This window comes from Tsukamurella spumae (assembly GCF_012396015.1).
GTDB lineage: Bacteria > Actinomycetota > Actinomycetes > Mycobacteriales > Mycobacteriaceae > Tsukamurella > Tsukamurella spumae.
In genome coordinates this window covers 63,128-78,218 of record NZ_JAAXOQ010000007.1, presented here as the reverse complement: position 1 = coordinate 78,218, position 15,091 = coordinate 63,128, and the positions used below count along the sequence as shown (strand labels likewise).

At 70.3% G+C, this 15,091-nt stretch carries 13 protein-coding genes; 10 read left to right on the top strand and 3 right to left on the bottom strand.

The window, feature by feature from the left end; genetic code table 11:
- The first annotated feature begins 7 nt into the window (after positions 1-7).
- A complete protein-coding gene (locus HF999_RS07000) occupies positions 8-1,240 on the top strand; it encodes an acyl-CoA dehydrogenase family protein (RefSeq protein ID WP_168545183.1) in 1,233 nt (410 codons plus the stop codon).
- Entirely contained in the window at positions 1,241-2,389 is a 1,149-nt protein-coding gene (locus tag HF999_RS06995) for an acyl-CoA dehydrogenase family protein (protein ID WP_168545182.1), read from the top strand.
- 69 nt (positions 2,390-2,458) lie between these two features.
- Here the strand turns inward: HF999_RS06995 and lexA are convergent, their stop codons facing one another.
- Positions 2,459-3,169, bottom strand: a complete 711-nt coding sequence (lexA, locus tag HF999_RS06990) for a transcriptional repressor LexA (protein ID WP_168545181.1) — start codon at positions 3,167-3,169, stop codon at positions 2,459-2,461.
- Between the two features lie 257 nt (positions 3,170-3,426).
- Between lexA and HF999_RS06985 the strand changes: the two genes are divergently transcribed.
- Together HF999_RS06985 and nrdR are read left to right on the top strand one after the other, a co-directional pair.
- On the top strand, positions 3,427-4,062 hold the full coding sequence (locus HF999_RS06985) for a LysM peptidoglycan-binding domain-containing protein (protein ID WP_168545180.1): 636 nt from the start codon (positions 3,427-3,429) through the stop codon (positions 4,060-4,062).
- A 214-nt stretch (positions 4,063-4,276) separates the two neighbouring features.
- The gene (gene nrdR, locus HF999_RS06980; RefSeq protein WP_168545179.1) at positions 4,277-4,747 is read left to right on the top strand and encodes a transcriptional regulator NrdR; all 471 of its coding nucleotides are present in this window, start codon (positions 4,277-4,279) and stop codon (positions 4,745-4,747) included.
- A gap of 6 nt (positions 4,748-4,753) precedes the next feature.
- On the opposite strand, the gene hrpA is transcribed toward nrdR, so the two are convergent.
- Positions 4,754-8,710, bottom strand: coding sequence for an ATP-dependent RNA helicase HrpA (gene hrpA, locus HF999_RS06975; protein WP_168545178.1), 3,957 nt, complete (start codon positions 8,708-8,710; stop codon positions 4,754-4,756).
- 18 nt (positions 8,711-8,728) lie between these two features.
- Here hrpA and HF999_RS06970 point away from each other — a divergent pair, with 18 nt between their 5' ends.
- The 3 genes from HF999_RS06970 to HF999_RS06960 all read left to right on the top strand — a co-directional run bounded on the left by HF999_RS06970 (position 8,729) and on the right by HF999_RS06960 (position 12,118).
- Positions 8,729-9,982 (top strand): aminotransferase family protein, encoded by a 1,254-nt coding sequence (locus HF999_RS06970; RefSeq protein ID WP_168545177.1) that lies wholly within the window; start codon positions 8,729-8,731, stop codon positions 9,980-9,982.
- Between the two features lie 100 nt (positions 9,983-10,082).
- Positions 10,083-10,451, top strand: a complete 369-nt coding sequence (locus tag HF999_RS06965) for a DUF485 domain-containing protein (RefSeq protein ID WP_168545176.1) — start codon at positions 10,083-10,085, stop codon at positions 10,449-10,451.
- 35 nt (positions 10,452-10,486) lie between these two features.
- Positions 10,487-12,118 carry a monocarboxylic acid transporter gene (locus tag HF999_RS06960; RefSeq protein WP_168545267.1) on the top strand — a complete coding sequence of 544 codons (1,632 nt, stop codon included), beginning with the start codon at positions 10,487-10,489 and terminating at the stop codon, positions 12,116-12,118.
- Between the two features lie 61 nt (positions 12,119-12,179).
- On the opposite strand, the gene HF999_RS06955 is transcribed toward HF999_RS06960, so the two are convergent.
- Positions 12,180-12,998, bottom strand: a complete 819-nt coding sequence (locus HF999_RS06955) for a sigma-70 family RNA polymerase sigma factor (protein WP_168545175.1) — start codon at positions 12,996-12,998, stop codon at positions 12,180-12,182.
- An 80-nt stretch (positions 12,999-13,078) separates the two neighbouring features.
- On the opposite strand from HF999_RS06955, the gene HF999_RS06950 reads away from it, so the two are divergent.
- From HF999_RS06950 to HF999_RS06940, 3 genes are all read left to right on the top strand, one after another.
- Positions 13,079-13,537 carry a carboxymuconolactone decarboxylase family protein gene (locus tag HF999_RS06950; protein WP_168545174.1) on the top strand — a complete coding sequence of 153 codons (459 nt, stop codon included), beginning with the start codon at positions 13,079-13,081 and terminating at the stop codon, positions 13,535-13,537.
- 63 nt (positions 13,538-13,600) lie between these two features.
- On the top strand, positions 13,601-14,521 hold the full coding sequence (locus HF999_RS06945) for a hydrogen peroxide-inducible genes activator (RefSeq protein ID WP_168545173.1): 921 nt from the start codon (positions 13,601-13,603) through the stop codon (positions 14,519-14,521).
- Between the two features lie 29 nt (positions 14,522-14,550).
- Entirely contained in the window at positions 14,551-15,090 is a 540-nt protein-coding gene (locus HF999_RS06940) for a Uma2 family endonuclease (protein WP_168545172.1), read from the top strand.
- Position 15,091: the final 1 nt, after the last annotated feature.

Here is a 15,091-nt window from a genome sequence, read left to right as displayed (position 1 = left end):
ATCCCGGATGGATGTGACGTTCACGGCGGCCGAGGAGGCGTTCCGCGACGAGGTGCGGGAGTTCCTGGACGCGCACCTGACCGATGATCTGCGCGCTGCGGGCGATCTCGCCACCAGCGTGTACTCCGACCACGAGGCGAGCCTTCGGTGGCAGGCGATCCTGCACGAGCGGGGATGGGCCGCGCCGGCGTGGCCGGTGGAATGGGGAGGCTGCGACTGGACGGTGGCGCAGCACTACATCTTCGCCCGTGAGTCCGTGCTCGCCGGTGCGCCCTTCCTCTCGCCGATGGGGATCCGGATGGTGGCGCACGCGATCGTGAAGTTCGGCACCGAGGAGCAGAAGCGCTTCTTCCTGCCGGGGATCCTCGACGCCTCGGTGTTCTTCTGCCAGGGCTACTCCGAGCCGGAATCGGGTTCCGACCTGGCCTCGCTCTCGATGCGTGCGGAGTCGGACGGCGACGATCTCGTTCTCACCGGCTCCAAGATCTGGACCACCCACGCCCGGGAGGCCAATTGGATGTTCGCGCTGGTGCGTACCTCCAAGCGGGAGCGCAAGCAGCAGGGCATCACCTTCCTACTGCTGGACATGACGGTGCCCGGCATCGAGATCCAGCCCCTCGTCATGGCCTCCGGCGAGGAGGTGCAGAACGTGGTCTTCTTCGACAAGGTGCGCGTGCCGAAGGCGAACGTGCTCGGGACGATCGACGACGGCTGGACCGTCGCCAAGTACCTCCTCGAGTTCGAACGCGGGGGTGGCGCGTCCGCACCGTGGCTGCAGGTCTCGCTGGACCGATTGGCGCAGCGCGCGACGACGGTGCCCGGCCGGGGCGGCCGCCCGCTCGCGGAGGACGACGACTTCCGGCTCGGCCTCGCCGAGTTGCGCGCCCGCGTCGACGTGCTCGAGATCCTCGAGCACCGCTCGCTCGCCGTGCTGTCCGAGGGCGGCAACCCGGGCCCGGCATCGTCGATGCTCAAGATCCTGGGGACCGAGCTCAGTCAGGCGGTCACCGAGTTCGTGCACAAGTGTGCGGGGCCCCGCGGCCGCGTCTACCAGCCGCACGTCACCCGGCCGGGCGGTCCGGTGGTCGAGTACCTGCCACCCGCGGGTGGGGCGCACAGCGGCGAACTCTGGCAGGCCGTGGCGCCGCTGCGCTACTTCAACGATCGTGCGGGCTCGATCTACGCGGGCTCCAACGAGATTCAACGCAACATCCTGGCGAAGGCGGCATTGGGGCTGTAGATGGACTTCACACTCACCGACGAACAGAGCATGCTGCGCGACGCCGTGCGGTCCTATCTCGCGGGCCGGTACCCGCTGGTCGAATCGCGCAGTGCCGCGCGCTCCGAGGCCGGATGGCAACCCGCGGTCTGGGAGGCCTTCGCTTCCGACCTGGGGATTCTCGCCGCGACAGTGCCCGAGTCCGTGGGCGGCCTCGGCGGCGGGCCCGAGGAGATGATGGTGATCACCGAGGAACTCGGCCGCGCCCTCGTGGTGGAGCCGTACACCGGCACCGTCGTCGTCGGGGCCGGCCTGCTGGGCCGGGCCGGCGGACCGCGGGCCGAGCAGGTGTGCGCGGCGATCGTCGCGGGTGACGCCCGGATCGCGCTCGCCCTCACCGAACCCGAGTCGGGGCGCGAGCCCTGGGACGTGCAGGCCACCGCGATCCGCGACGGCGGCGACTACGTGCTGACCGGCGCCAAGATCGTGGTCGCCGACCTCCCGCTCGCCACGCACCTGCTCGTGGTCGCCCGGACCGCGGGGGACCGGCTCGACCGGGACGGGCTCTCGCTGTTCCTGCTCGAGTTCGACCCGCAGGCGCCACCCGCCGGGATCGACGCCCGGTACTTCCGCACGATCGACGATCACCACACGGGTGACCTGGTGCTCACCGACGTCCGCGTGCCCGCCGCGGCGCTGCTCGGGACCGAGGGGCGGGCCTGGGAGCTCGTCGAACGCTCCCTGGACGACGGTGCCGCGGCCGTCTGCAGCGAGGCGGTCGGGATCATGCGCCGGGTGCTCGAGGACACCGTCGAATATACCCGCAACCGCCGCCAGTTCGGCGTACCGATCGGCTCCTTCCAGGTGTTGCAGCACCGCATGGTCGATATGGCGCTGGAGGTGGAGCAGTCCGTGGCCGCGACCTACCTGGCCGTGCTCAACCTCGATGCCGAGCCGCGGCTGCGCCGGCGCGCCGTGTCCGCGGCGAAGATCACGATCGCGCGGGCGGCGCGGTTCGTCGGCCAGAACGCGGTGCAGTTGCACGGCGGCATGGGGCTCACCGAGGAGCTCGCGATCGGGCACTGCTTCAAGCGGCTCACCGCGATCGAGACCGAGTTCGGTTCCGCCACCGACCATCTACGCCGGTACGCGGAGGCGACCCGCAGCTAGTCGGAGGACGGCGAACGCCGGCCCCCGACCCTGTGGTCGACGAGCCGGCGCCCTCGGGAACGGCGGGGTTCAGATCCGCCGCATGACCGTGACGACCTTGCCGAGGATCACCGCGTCGTTGCCGTGGATCGGGTCGAACGCCGGGTTGTGCGGCATCAGCCATACGTCGCGACCCGTGCGGCGGAAGGTCTTCACCGTGGCCTCGCCGTCGAGCATCGCGGCCACGATGTCACCGTTCTCGGCCACGGACTGCTGCCGGACGACCACCCAGTCCCCATCGCAGATCGCCGCGTCGGTCATTGACTCGCCGACCACCTTGAGCAGGAACAGCGAGCCCTCACCCACCAGCTCGCGCGGCAGCGGGAAGATCTCCTCCACCGCCTCCTCCGCGAGGATGGGGCCGCCCGCGGCGATGCGGCCCAGCACCGGCACGAACGCCGGCTCCGGCATCCTGTCCTCGTCCTCCATGACCTTCTGGATGACCTGCGCCGTACGCTCCTCGGCGCCCTGCACGTTGACCGCGCGCGGGCGGTTCGGGTCACGATGCAGGAAGCCCAGCCGCTCGAGGGTGCGCAACTGATGCGCGACCGACGAGGTGGAGGTCAGACCCACCTCGTCCCCGATCTCGCGGATGCTGGGCGGATACCCGCGATCGCGCACCGACCGCCGAATGACCTCGAGCACCTGCTTCTGCCGGCGCGTGAGGTGATCCTCCGAGACATTGCCCTGCGCATCGCGGAAGCGCTTGTCCCGATGTTGGACCTGTCGTTCCTCTGTCATGTGCCGCTCCTCACGCCCGTTCGGTTCTGCACCCCACTGTAGTCGAGCCGGTAGGTCATGACAAACATCTGTTCGAGAAATTTGCCCGCGTGTCTTCCGCTCCACTCGGCGGTGTGGTAGAAATCGAACAGAAGTTCTTTCGAACACGTGCACGCACTCCGGTGTGACGGGTGGGGCTGGATGGAAAAACTTGTCAGTCCCCTCCGATAGACCTGTAGGTGAGCGAGAAGGACCCGCTACCGACGTAGGGAGAGATCATGACCGCGATCATCGATCGGGATGTCATCACCGCAGCGCAGGAGCCCGCCTCCGAGGCGCAGGCACTGGCGCGGCACGGCTCCGCCGCCGCTGATCGACGCGGCGCCACCCGGGCGCGCGGCGTGTCGCCACGGCTCGCTCGGAGTCGTTCGCAGGAGGTCTCGGCCGAGTCGATCACCCCGTCGAACGAGGTTTCCGAGGGCGCTGTTCGAACGGTTCCCGGGGCGGTCCGGGTGACCGGCGCGCGGGGCGCGGCGCGGCGCACCGTCGAACGTCCGCGCGTGCGTTCGGTCGGCCGCCGGGCACCCCGCGGCGTCTCGCGGGTGGACGGCTGCGCGCGGCGCACCGCGGGCCCGTCCCTGGCCGTGTGCCTGCTGTTCGCGGTCGGTGCGTTCGTGGGCCTGCTGGTCCTGTTCGGCGGCGCGCAGCAGCCGGATCCCGCCCCGGTCGGCGCCGCGCAGCCCGCGCTCACGTCGATCGTCACGGTGCGGACGGGTCAGAGCCTCGAGCAGATCGCCCGCGAGATCGCGCCCGATCGTGCGCCGGCGTCGGTGATCGCGGAGATCGAGGAGATCAACGGACTCCGCGACGGCCGGGTCCACGCAGGACAGACGCTGGTCACCCCGCGGTACTGACGGCACGCAACGAGCGAAGGAGAAGCGGATGAGCACTCGAATGGCCATAGTGGATTCCCGGCAGGGTGGGCGCGTGAGGGACCTCGATAACGTGGTGCCGTTGCCGCGCCGAGTATTCTCGGTGTCGAGATCGCGGGGCACGGCCGTGGCAGGGGCCACGGTGCTGCAGTTGCCCCTCCGTGCATCCGAGCGCGCACGCGCAGGAGGTGAACCCATGCATTGCCCGTTCTGTAAGAACGAGGACACCCGAGTGGTCGACTCGCGGGTGTTCGACGACGGGCAGGGCATCCGCCGGCGCCGCTCGTGCAACGAGTGCGGGCGCCGGTTCACCACGGTCGAGAGCGCGGTCATGGCCGTGGTCAAGCGCAACGGCGTCACGGAGCCCTTCAGTCGCGAGAAGGTGATGAAGGGGGTGCGCCGGGCCTGCCAGGGGCGGGACGTCGCCGAGGACGATCTGCACAAGCTCGCCCAGCAGGTCGAGGAGGCCATCCGCGCCACCGGCGTCGCCGAGGTCCCCGCCAACGAGGTGGGCTTGGCCATTCTCGGGCCGCTGCGCGATCTCGATGAGGTCGCCTACCTGCGGTTCGCCTCCGTCTACCAGGGCTTCTCGTCCATCGAGGATTTCGAGGCCGCGATCCGCGACCTCCGCACCCGCGCCGCCGCGGACCCGACCGACGCCGCGTAGCGCAGGTCAGGTCAGGGCCGCGATCGCGGCCAGTACCTTCTTCTCGGAGATCGATCCCGCGGTGCCGAGCGACTGTGCGAACAGGCTCACGCGGAGCTCCTCGATCAACCAGTTCGCCTGGTCCAGCGCCGCATCACGCCGGTGCTGGGGCAGCGTGTCGAGCTTGGCCGTCAGCGCGCCGTACACGCGGTCGAGCGTCGCCGTTCCGCGGTCGTCCCGGTCGATCGCCGCAGGCAGCGCCGCCCATCGCGCGGCGGCGCCGGCCGTGTACCGCGGCAGGTGCCGCAGGTGCACGCCCGGCGTGGCGGCCACGAACCCGGGGAACAAGAGCCCGTCCAACTGCTCGGCGATGTCGTCCGCGGCGTCCCGGAGCGCGGGCGGTGCGGAGGCGATCGCGCCGCGCACCTCCGTCGCGGTCGCGACGGCCGCCGCGACATCGGCGAAGTACTGCTGCACCGTGGCGCCCAGGCCCGCACGCACGGACGCGGTCAAGGCCGTGAACTCCTCAGGCGTCCAGGCGAGGCCCGCACGCCCCCGGAGATCGGTGATGGCGCGCCGGCGGCAGTCGGCGACCAGGTCCATCGGCGTCGGGTACGGGCTCTGCGACAGTGCCAGCCGGTCCCGCTGCCCGACCGACTGCAGCACCGACCTGTGCGCCGCGGGAAGCACGTTCGACAGCAGCACGTCGAGGCCCGCCCCCATCAGCGCCAGCTGATCGGGCTCGTTCGCGACCACCCGGACGCCGGCTCGGTCACCGTCGGGATAGAGGGTCCCGAACCCGGTCACCCGGCTGCCACGCACCTCCGTGTCGATGGTGCGCGGCACGTCGCCGAGGGTGGCCGCGGTCCACTCCCGGGCGGGGGCGCGCTCGTAGGCGCCCGCGCGGCTCGACAGGTCCTCCTGCACCGCCGCGCCGAGCCGCCGCTTGAGCGCGTCGAGGTCCTTGCCGGAACCGAGCTCGCGGCCGTCGTCGCCGATCACCACGAAGGTCACCCGCAGGTGATCCGGCAATGCGGCGGGGGAGAAGTCCTCGGCACGGATCACCGTGCCGGACAACTGGGTCAGCTCCCGCGCGAGCCCGTCGGCCAGCGGCTCCGCGCGCGGAGTGAGCCGTGCGAGTGCGGCCGCGGCGAAGTCGGGCGCGGGCACGACCTCACGGCGAAGCTGCTTCGGCAGCGACTTGATCAGCGCCGTCGCGAGTTCTTCGCGCATCGCCGGCACCAGCCACTCGAAGCCGTCCGCGCGCACCGTCGCCAGGTCTTTGACGGGGATCCGCGCGGTCACCCCGTCGTCGGTGGCGCCCGGCTCGAACCGGTACTTCAGTGGCACCTCGACGCGGCCCTGCAGCCACGTGGTGGGGTACGCGTCCGCGGTGACCTCGGCGGCACCGTCGGCGAGCAGGTCCTCCGCGGTGAAGTCCAGCAGCGTCGGCTCCCCGCGGGAGGCCTTCTTCCACCAGGCGTCGAAGTGCCGAGCGGAGACGATGCCCTCGGGGACCCTGCGGTCGTAGAAGGCGAACAGCCCGTCCTCGTCGACGACGAGATCGCGCCGGCGGGCCTTGTCCTCGAGGTACTCGGCGTCGTCGAGCAGGGCGCGGTTGCGCGCGAAGAACGCGTGCCGGGTGCGCCATTCGCCCTGCACCAGCGCGTGGCGCAGGAACAGATCGCGGGCGACCACCGGGTCGATCCGGCCGTAGTTCACGGTGCGTTCCGCCACGAGGGGCACCCCGAACAGCGTGACCCGCTCCTTGGCGAGGACGGCCTCGCGCTTGGTGGACCAGTGCGGTTCCGAGTAGTGGTGCTTGGCGAGCGGGCCCGCAAGCTTCTCCGCCCACTCCGGCTCGATCTTCGCGACGGTCCGCGCGAACAGCCGCGAGGTCTCCACCAGCTCCCCGGCCATGACCAGTCGCGGCGGCTTCTTGTACAGGGCCGAGCCGGGGAAGACCATGAACTTCGCGCCCCGCGCGCCGAGGAACTCCCGCCCGTCGGGCTCGCGCAGGCCGATCTGGGACAGCAGCCCGGCCAGCATGGCCTGGTGGATGAGATCGGCGGACGGTGCCGGTTCCCGGCCGAGCGATTCGAGCTTCCACCCGAGGTCCCGGCAGATCTGTCGGAGCTGGCCCTGCAGGTCCTGCCATTCGCGGATCCGCACGTAGTGCAGGAACTCGCGCTGGCACTCGCGGCGGAAGGCGCTCGAGCTCAGCTCGGCGCGGCGCTCGCCGAGATGGCGCCACAGGTTCAGGTAGGACAGGAAATCGGAGGTGGGATCGGCGAAGCGGGCGTGCTGGGCGTCCGCGGCCTGACGGTGCTCGGCGGGCCGTTCCCGCACGTCCTGGATGGACAGGCCCGCGACGATGACGAGGACCTCCGGCAGTACACCGAACTCGCGGGCCGCCACCAGCATCCTGGCCATCCGCGGATCGACGGGGAGGTCGGCGAGCTGCCGGCCGACCGGGGTCAGCTTCTTGTGTCCCGGGGCGGCGTCCTCGAGGGCGCCCAGCTCCTCGAGCAGGGCCGTCCCGTCGCGGACCGCGCGCTCGTCGGGCGGCTGCACGAACGGGAAGGCGGAGACCTCCCCGAGGTCGAGCGCCGTCATCGAGAGGATGACCGAGGCGAGGTTGGTGCGCAGGATCTCGGGATCGGTGTAGACGGGGCGCGCGTCGAAGTCGTCCTCGGAGTAGAGGCGGATCGCGATGCCGTCGGAGGTGCGACCGCATCGGCCCGAGCGCTGCTGCGCCGACGCCTGCGAGATCGGCTCGATCGGCAGCCGCTGGACCTTGGTGCGCGTCGAGTAGCGCGAGATGCGTGCGGTGCCCGTGTCCACCACGTACTTGATCCCCGGCACCGTGAGCGAGGTCTCGGCGACATTGGTGGACAGCACGATCCGGCGCCCGGTGTGCGGGGCGAACACCCGGTGCTGCTCGGCGGAGGACAGGCGCGCGTAGAGCGGGAGGATCTCCGTGCCGGGCTTGACGTGCGCGGCCAGCGCCTCGGCGGCGTCGCGGATCTCGCGCTCGCCGGAGAGGAAGACCAGCACGTCGCCCGGAGCCTCGCGGGACAGCTCGTTCACGGCGTGCACGATGCCCGTGACCTGGTCGAGCGGTTCGGTGTCATCGGTCATCTCGTCGAGCGGGCGGTACCGGACCTCCACGGGATAGGTGCGACCGCTGACCTCGATGACCGGGGCCGGCGTACCGTCGGGCCGCGCGAAGTGCGCCGCGAACCGTTCCGGCTCGATGGTCGCGGAGGTGACGATCACCTTGAGATCGGGTCGCCGGGAGAGGATCTGCCGCAGGTAGCCGAGCAGGAAGTCGATGTTGAGGCTGCGCTCGTGCGCCTCGTCGATGATGATCGTGTCGTAGTCGCGCAGCAGCCGGTCGCGAGTGAGCTCACGCAGCAGGATGCCGTCGGTCATGAGTTTGACGGAGGTCTTCGGTGAGACCTTGTCGGTGAACCGAACGGCGTACCCGACGGTGTCGCCCAGCTCGGTACCGGTCTCCTCCGCGATGCGCTCGGCGACGGAGCGGGCGGCGAGGCGCCGCGGCTGGGTGTGGCCGATCATGCCGCGCACGCCCCGACCGAGTTCGAGGCAGATCTTCGGCAGCTGAGTGGTCTTCCCCGAGCCGGTCTCGCCGGCGAGGATGATGACCTGGTTCTCGGCGATGGCCCTCGCGATCTCGTCGCGGCGAGCGCTGACCGGCAGGTTCTCCGGGTACACGATCGCGGGCACGGCGGCGGCGCGCACCGCGAACCGTTCCCGCGCGGCGTCGACATCGCGGGCCAGTCGTGGGAGGTCGGAATCCTTGGCGCGCTTGAGCCTGCCCCGCAGCCGCGTCTCGTCCCGGAGGGTGACGGCGGGTGCGGTGTCGGTACCGAGGGCGGCGTACAGGTCGCGCTTGGCCGTGCGCGTCGGGGCGGCTCCGTTCTGCGCCGTTGCGACGGTGCGCGTCTCCTGTTCACTCATTTGCTCTAGTTTATGCCTATGAGCGGACAGCGACCCACGACCTCATCGGCACTCTGGCACGGCTTCGCCGACATGGGCGCCGTACAGCGCGACGGCGCCTTCGTCTTCGCCCGCGGCGACGGCCCGTACGTCTTCGACGCCGACGGCAATCGCTACCTCGACGCGACGGCGGGGCTGTGGTTCGCCAACATCGGTCACGGCCGCGCCGAGGTGGCCGACGCGGTGCGTGATCAGTTGCTCAAGGTCGCGCACGTGACCGGCTTCGGCGACGCCGCCACGGACACGACGGTGGCGCTGGCCGACCGCCTGCAGGGCATCGCGCCCGTGCCGGACAGCAAGGTCTTCTTCACCTCCGGCGGCTCCGACTCGGTGGACTCGGCGATCAAGCTCGCCCGACGCTACTGGCAGGAGGAGGGCAGGCCCGAGAAGAAGCTCATCGTAGGACGGTCGAACGCCTATCACGGCATGCACGTCGGAGGCACCTCACTCGGCGGCATCCCGGTGAACGCCGAGGGCTACGGCGGCGTGCTGTTCGACGACACCGCCACGATCGCGTGGGACGACGCGAAGGCACTGCTCGGGCTCATCGAGCGAGTGGGTGCGGACACGATCGCGGCCTTCGTCGCAGAGCCGGTGATCGGCGCGGGTGGCCTGCTCCCGCCGCCGGAGGGCTACCTGCGGGAGGTCCGTGACATCTGCCGCGAGCACGACGTGCTGTTCATCGCCGACGAGGTGATCACGGGCTTCGGTCGCATCGGCGGCGCGTGGTTCGCATCGAGCCGGTTCGACCTGCAGCCGGACCTGATGACCACCGCGAAGGGACTCACCAGCGGTTACATTCCGATGGGTGCGCTGTTCGTCGCTCCGCACGTCGCGGAGCCCTTCTACGCCGGTGGGGTGTGGTGGCGCCACGGGTACACCTACGGCGGGCACGCGGCCGCCGCGGCCGCTTCGATGGCGGTCCTCGACATCATGGAGCGGGAGAACCTCGTGGCCGAGGCGCTGCGGCTGCAGGACACGTTGCTCCGGGAGCTCTCGGCGCTGGCCGATCATCCGAAGGTCAAGCAGGTCCGCGGCGGCGTCGGCGCGGTAGCGGGGGTGCAGTTGCACGAGCCCGCCGAGGCGATGGCGATGGTGAAGAAGCTTCGTGCCCAAGGTGTGTCGGGACGCGCGGCCGGGCTCGGCACGCTCCAGTACTCGCCCCCGTTCGTCACCACCGACGAGCAGGTCGCCGAGATCGCCGCCGCGACGCGCAGGGCGCTCGACGCCTGACGAAGCGGTGGTCCGCCGATGGCGGGTTGCAGGGGGTTGCATTGCGGTTTGTTGACGATTCAAACCCCTCGCGCGTGTGGTCCGTGACACACTTCCGCTCGTGAACGAAGAGGAAACGGCCGCGGTCTATCAGCGCGCCTACGACAGTAAGGAATTCCACGAACTCCGCCGTAGGCTGGCGTCGTTCGTGATCCCGATCTCCGTTGCCTTCCTGCTCTGGTACCTCCTGTACGTGCTGCTCGCCACCTACGCGCATGACTTCATGAGCCAGCGTCTGTTCGGCAACATCAATGTCGCGCTCGTGCTGGGCCTCGGCCAGTTCGTCAGCACGTTCGCCATCACCTGGGCGTACGTGCGGTTCGCGAACAACACGATCGATCCGATGGCGACGGATCTCCGCGAGAGTATCGAAGCGGAACTCAAGGGTGACGGCGGCGACGTCGCGCTGGGCAAGGGGGAGCCGAAGTGACCGACATCCGCGCGTTCTCGTTCGATCCCCGGACGATCCAGGTGGGCGAGCAGGTCGGCTCGACCACGCTCAACATCGTCATCTTCCTCCTGTTCATCGGCCTCACCATGGGCCTGGTGATCCGTGCCAGCCGGACCACCCAGAAGGCCACCGACTTCTACACCGGCGGCGCCACGTTCACCGGCCCGCAGAACGGCTTCGCCATCGCGGGCGACTACCTCTCGGCCGCCAGCTTCCTCGGCATCTGCGGCGCCATCGCCGTACAGGGCTACGACGGCTTCCTCTACTCGATCGGCTTCCTCGTGGCGTGGCTCGTGGCCCTGCTGCTGGTCGCCGAGCGGCTGCGCAATGTCGGCAAGTTCACCATGGCCGATGTCCTGAGCTTCCGGCTCAAGCAGCGCCCGGTCCGGATGGCCGCCGCCCTCGCGACGCTGACGGTGTCGCTGTTCTACCTGATCGCCCAGATGGCGGGCGCGGGTGGCCTCGTCGCGCTGCTGCTCAACATCAAGGGGCACACCGGCCAGGCGATCGTGGTCGCGGTGGTCGGCGTGTTGATGATCGTCTACGTCCTGGTGGGCGGCATGAAGGGCACCACCTATGTGCAGATGGTCAAGGCCGTCCTGCTCGTCGGTGGCGCACTGCTGATGACACTCATGGTGCTGGCGGCGGTGAAGGGCAACTTCTCCGATCTGCTGCAGAAGGCGATGGACGGCACGGTCACCAATGCCAAGACCGGTGCGAAGGAGGTCGTGGGCGAGAAGATCATCGAGCCGGGCCTCAAGTACGGCAAGAACGAGACCACCAAGTTGGACTTCCTCTCGCTGGCGCTCGCGCTCGTCCTGGGTACCGCCGGCCTGCCGCACGTGCTCATGCGCTTCTACACCGTCCCCACCGCGAAGGAGGCGCGCCGCTCGGTCACCTGGGCGATCGGCCTGATCGGCGCGTTCTACATCTTCACGCTGGTGCTGGGCTTCGGCGCTGCGGCCTACGTCGGCGCCGATGTCATCGCCAAGGCTCCGGGCGGGGTGAACTCGGCCGCTCCGCTGCTGGCGTTCTCGCTCGGCGGCACCATCTTGATGGCGGTCATCTCGGCGGTCGCGTTCGCGACCATCCTCGCGGTCGTCGCCGGCCTCGCGATCACGGCGTCCGCGAGCCTTGCGCACGACATCTACAACGGTGTCATCAAGCGCGGCAAGGCATCCGAGGAGGCGCAGGTGCGCGTCTCGCGCATCACGGTGGTCGTCATCGGTATCGCGTCGATCATCCTGGGCATCGGCGCGATGGGGCAGAACATCGCCTTCCTCGTGGCGCTCGCGTTCGCCGTTGCGGCATCGGCCAACCTGCCGACCATCATCTTCTCGCTGTTCTGGCGGAGGTTCAACACGACTGGGGCGGTGCTCTCGATGTACGGCGGCCTGATCTCGGCCATCGTCCTGATCATCTTCTCCCCGGCCGTCTCGGGTAAGTCCACGTCGATGTTCAAGTCGCTGGACTTCCATTGGTTCCCGCTGGAGAACCCGGGCCTGATCTCCATTCCGATCGGCTTCGGCCTCGCGATCATCGGCACGCTGATCGGCAAGCCCGACGCCGATCTGGCGGAAAAGGCGGTCGAGATGGAGGTGCGCTCGCTCACCGGTGTCGGCGTCGAGAAGGCGATCGACCACTAGATCCCACGCGTTCGACGGTGCCCGTCCCCGGCCTTCGGGGGCGGGCACCGTCGTCTGCGGGTCAGAGTGGGACGACCTCGCTGCCCGCCACCTCGTCGGCGCGCAGCGTGACGTCGAGGGCGGCGATGCGGCCGTCAGGGCTGAAGGTCACGTCGCCGAGCAGGAGGTAGCCGGGCGCGCCGGGCAGCCGCACGGTGTACCCGAGCAGGCCGTCCACCAGCGCGACCAGCGCCGTCTTCGCCTTGAACAGGAAGGCCTCGGCGATCGCGGGCGCGCCCGACAGCACCGTCGAGGGAGCGTCGTCGGCGTGCGTCCGGAACACGGCGTCCGGGTCCAACAGGTCGACGAGCGCGGTGAAGTCCCCGTCGCGCGAGGCCGCGAGGAAGGCGCGGATGGCGTCGGCGCGGGCGGCGTCGGGCCGGGGTGCGCCGGCCACCCGGCGGCGCGCTCGGCTGGCCAGCTGACGGGTTCCCGCCGGGCTCTTGCGGAGAATCGCCGCGACATCGTCGAAGGGCACGGCGAACACGTCGTGCAGGACGAAGGCGACCCGCTCGGCGGGAGCGAGGTCGTCGAGGACGGCGCCCAGGGCGGCGCCGACGGACTCCGCGAGCTCCGCCTGTGTGTCGGGGCCCGGCGCGGGATCCGCCGGCTCCACGTCGTCGAGCGGCGCCGTGTCGCGCCGGGCCCGCAGGCGGTCGAGGCAGATCCGGGAGACCACGGTGGTCAGCCATGCGGTCGGATTGTCGACGGTGCCCTCGGCGCGGTCGGTCCGGAGCCACGCCTCCTGCACGGCGTCCTCGGCGTCGGCTGCCGAGCCGAGCATCCGGGTGGCCACCGCCAGGAGCCTCGGCCGTGCGGTTTCGAAGTCGTCGGCGTCCATCTGTCACATCCTTCGTGGTCGATTCGTCAGAGGGATGACGGGGCGATCGCCCCGATTGTGACGGACCGAAGGAGAACATCATGACCGCACGGATGACGAACCCCGCGATGGCACTGCCCGGAGCGATGGACGCGCTGATGAAGCTGGGCGCCGTGGTGGCCGACACGGGGCTGTCTCCCGAGCTGCTGGAGCTGGTCAACATGCGGGCCAGCCAGCTCAACGGCTGCAGCACCTGCCTCGACGGGCACTGGCGCACGGCGCGCAAGCACGGCGCCTCGGACGACAAGCTGTTCGCCGTCGGCGCGTGGCGGCACACGCCGTACTTCTCGGACGCCGAGCGGATCGCGCTGGCGATGACCGAGGAGCTCACGGCGCTCGCGGGGGCGCCCGAGGCGGTCTCGGACGCGCTCTGGGAGGCCGCGGCCGACGAGTTCGACGCCGCCCAGCTCGCGGGTCTCGTGCTCGCGATCGGACAGATCAACCTCTGGAACCGGCTCAACCACGCGACCCGCCAGCAGGCGGGCGCCTGGCGGCCGTGACGTCAGGGCGCCGCTGCGCCGGGCGTGAAGGCAAAGGCGATGGATAGACGTAGACTGATAGGTATGTCCGATCATCCGTATCAGCCGACCCTCGCGCAGCTGCGCGCCTTCGTCGCGGTGGCGCGCTCGCGCCATTTCGGTACGGCTGCCACCTCGCTGGGCGTGAGCCAGCCCTCGCTGTCGCAGGCGCTGGCCTCGCTGGAGGCGGGTCTCGGGGTGCAGCTGGTCGAGCGCAGTACCCGCAAGGTGCTCATCACCGAGGCCGGCATGGCACTGCTGGAGCAGGCCTCCGGGATCGTCTCCTCCGCCGCGGAGTTGGTGAGCTCGGCGGCGGGGCTCACCGGGGAACTGCGCGGCACGCTGCGCATCGGCATGATCCCGACGGTGGCGCCCTACCGTCTGCCGCGCCTGCTGCCCCGGTTGCGCGCGGAGACCGACGAGTTGGCGGTCACCGTCGTCGAGGATCAGACGGCCCGGCTGCTGGACGCGCTGCGGTCCGGGCGCATCGATGTGGCCGTGGTGGCGCTCCCCGTGCACAGTGCGTCGATCGCCGAGATCCCCCTCTACGACGAGGAGTTCGTCCTCGTCGTGCCGCCCGGGCATCCGCTCGCGGGCCGCGACGATCTCACGGCCGACGACCTCTCCGGCCTCCCGCTGCTACTGCTCGACGAGGGGCACTGCCTGCGCGATCAGGCGCTCGACCTGTGCCGGCAGGCCGAGTCCGGCGTCGGCGTCATGGGCGATACCCGGGCCGCGTCGCTGGCGACGATCGTGCAGTGCGTGTCCGGCGGCCTGGGCGTCACCCTGCTGCCGGAGCCCGCGGTCACCGTCGAGCTGCGGGGAACGGATCTGGCCGTCGCACGGTTCGCCGCGCCGGCGCCGGGGCGGCGCATCGGCCTCGCCTACCGGGCCTCCAGCGCCAAGACCGAGGGCTTCACGCGGCTCGCCGAGATCGCCCGCTCGGCCGCGGAATCCGACCTGTGACCTCATACGTCTGGGCGTAGGATCGGACCATGACCGCTGCGACCCGCCCGCACCTCCTCTCGTTGGAGGAGTGGGACGCCTTGGGGGAGGACTCGACGTCGCACGCGGAGCTTCAGGAGGGGGTCCTGATCGTGTCGCCGAAGCCGGTACCCGCCCATCAACGTGCTGGGCTGCGGATCGCGGCGGCTCTGGACGCCGCCGCTACGGAGGAGTTCGACGTCTACCCGGAGGTGGATGTGGTGCTCGATGCACGCACGCCGGCCACGGTGCGCGCCCCCGACGTGGTCGTCGTCCGCGCCGGGACCTCGACCAGGATCTTCGCCACGGACGTGGTGCTCGCCGTCGAGGTGCTCTCGCCGGGCACGCGGCGCACCGACCTGGTGATGAAGCGGCACGAATACGCCGAGGCGGGTATCGCGCACTACTGGATCGTCGATCTCGACGGTGACGAGGTCCGGCTCGAGGCCCTCGCCCTGGTCGATGGGGCCTACGAATCCGCCTCGTGCACCGGTGTGTTCGGCGCGGCAGTGCCGTTCCCGGTCACCGTCGACCTCGGCGCGCTGCGCTGAG

Bases quoted from the DNA above. Each gene is read 5' to 3' on its own strand.
- HF999_RS07000 (WP_168545183.1), top strand. From the start codon at position 8: ATGGATGTGACGTTCACGGCGGCCGAGGAGGCGTTCCGCGACGAGGTG.
- HF999_RS06995 (WP_168545182.1), top strand. From the start codon at position 1,241: ATGGACTTCACACTCACCGACGAACAGAGCATGCTGCGCGACGCCGTG.
- lexA (WP_168545181.1), bottom strand. From the start codon at position 3,169: ATGACAGAGGAACGACAGGTCCAACATCGGGACAAGCGCTTCCGCGAT.
- HF999_RS06985 (WP_168545180.1), top strand. From the start codon at position 3,427: ATGACCGCGATCATCGATCGGGATGTCATCACCGCAGCGCAGGAGCCC.
- nrdR (WP_168545179.1), top strand. From the start codon at position 4,277: ATGCATTGCCCGTTCTGTAAGAACGAGGACACCCGAGTGGTCGACTCG.
- hrpA (WP_168545178.1), bottom strand. From the start codon at position 8,710: ATGAGTGAACAGGAGACGCGCACCGTCGCAACGGCGCAGAACGGAGCC.
- HF999_RS06970 (WP_168545177.1), top strand. From the start codon at position 8,729: ATGAGCGGACAGCGACCCACGACCTCATCGGCACTCTGGCACGGCTTC.
- HF999_RS06955 (WP_168545175.1), bottom strand. From the start codon at position 12,998: ATGGACGCCGACGACTTCGAAACCGCACGGCCGAGGCTCCTGGCGGTG.
- HF999_RS06950 (WP_168545174.1), top strand. From the start codon at position 13,079: ATGACCGCACGGATGACGAACCCCGCGATGGCACTGCCCGGAGCGATG.
- HF999_RS06945 (WP_168545173.1), top strand. From the start codon at position 13,601: ATGTCCGATCATCCGTATCAGCCGACCCTCGCGCAGCTGCGCGCCTTC.
- HF999_RS06940 (WP_168545172.1), top strand. From the start codon at position 14,551: ATGACCGCTGCGACCCGCCCGCACCTCCTCTCGTTGGAGGAGTGGGAC.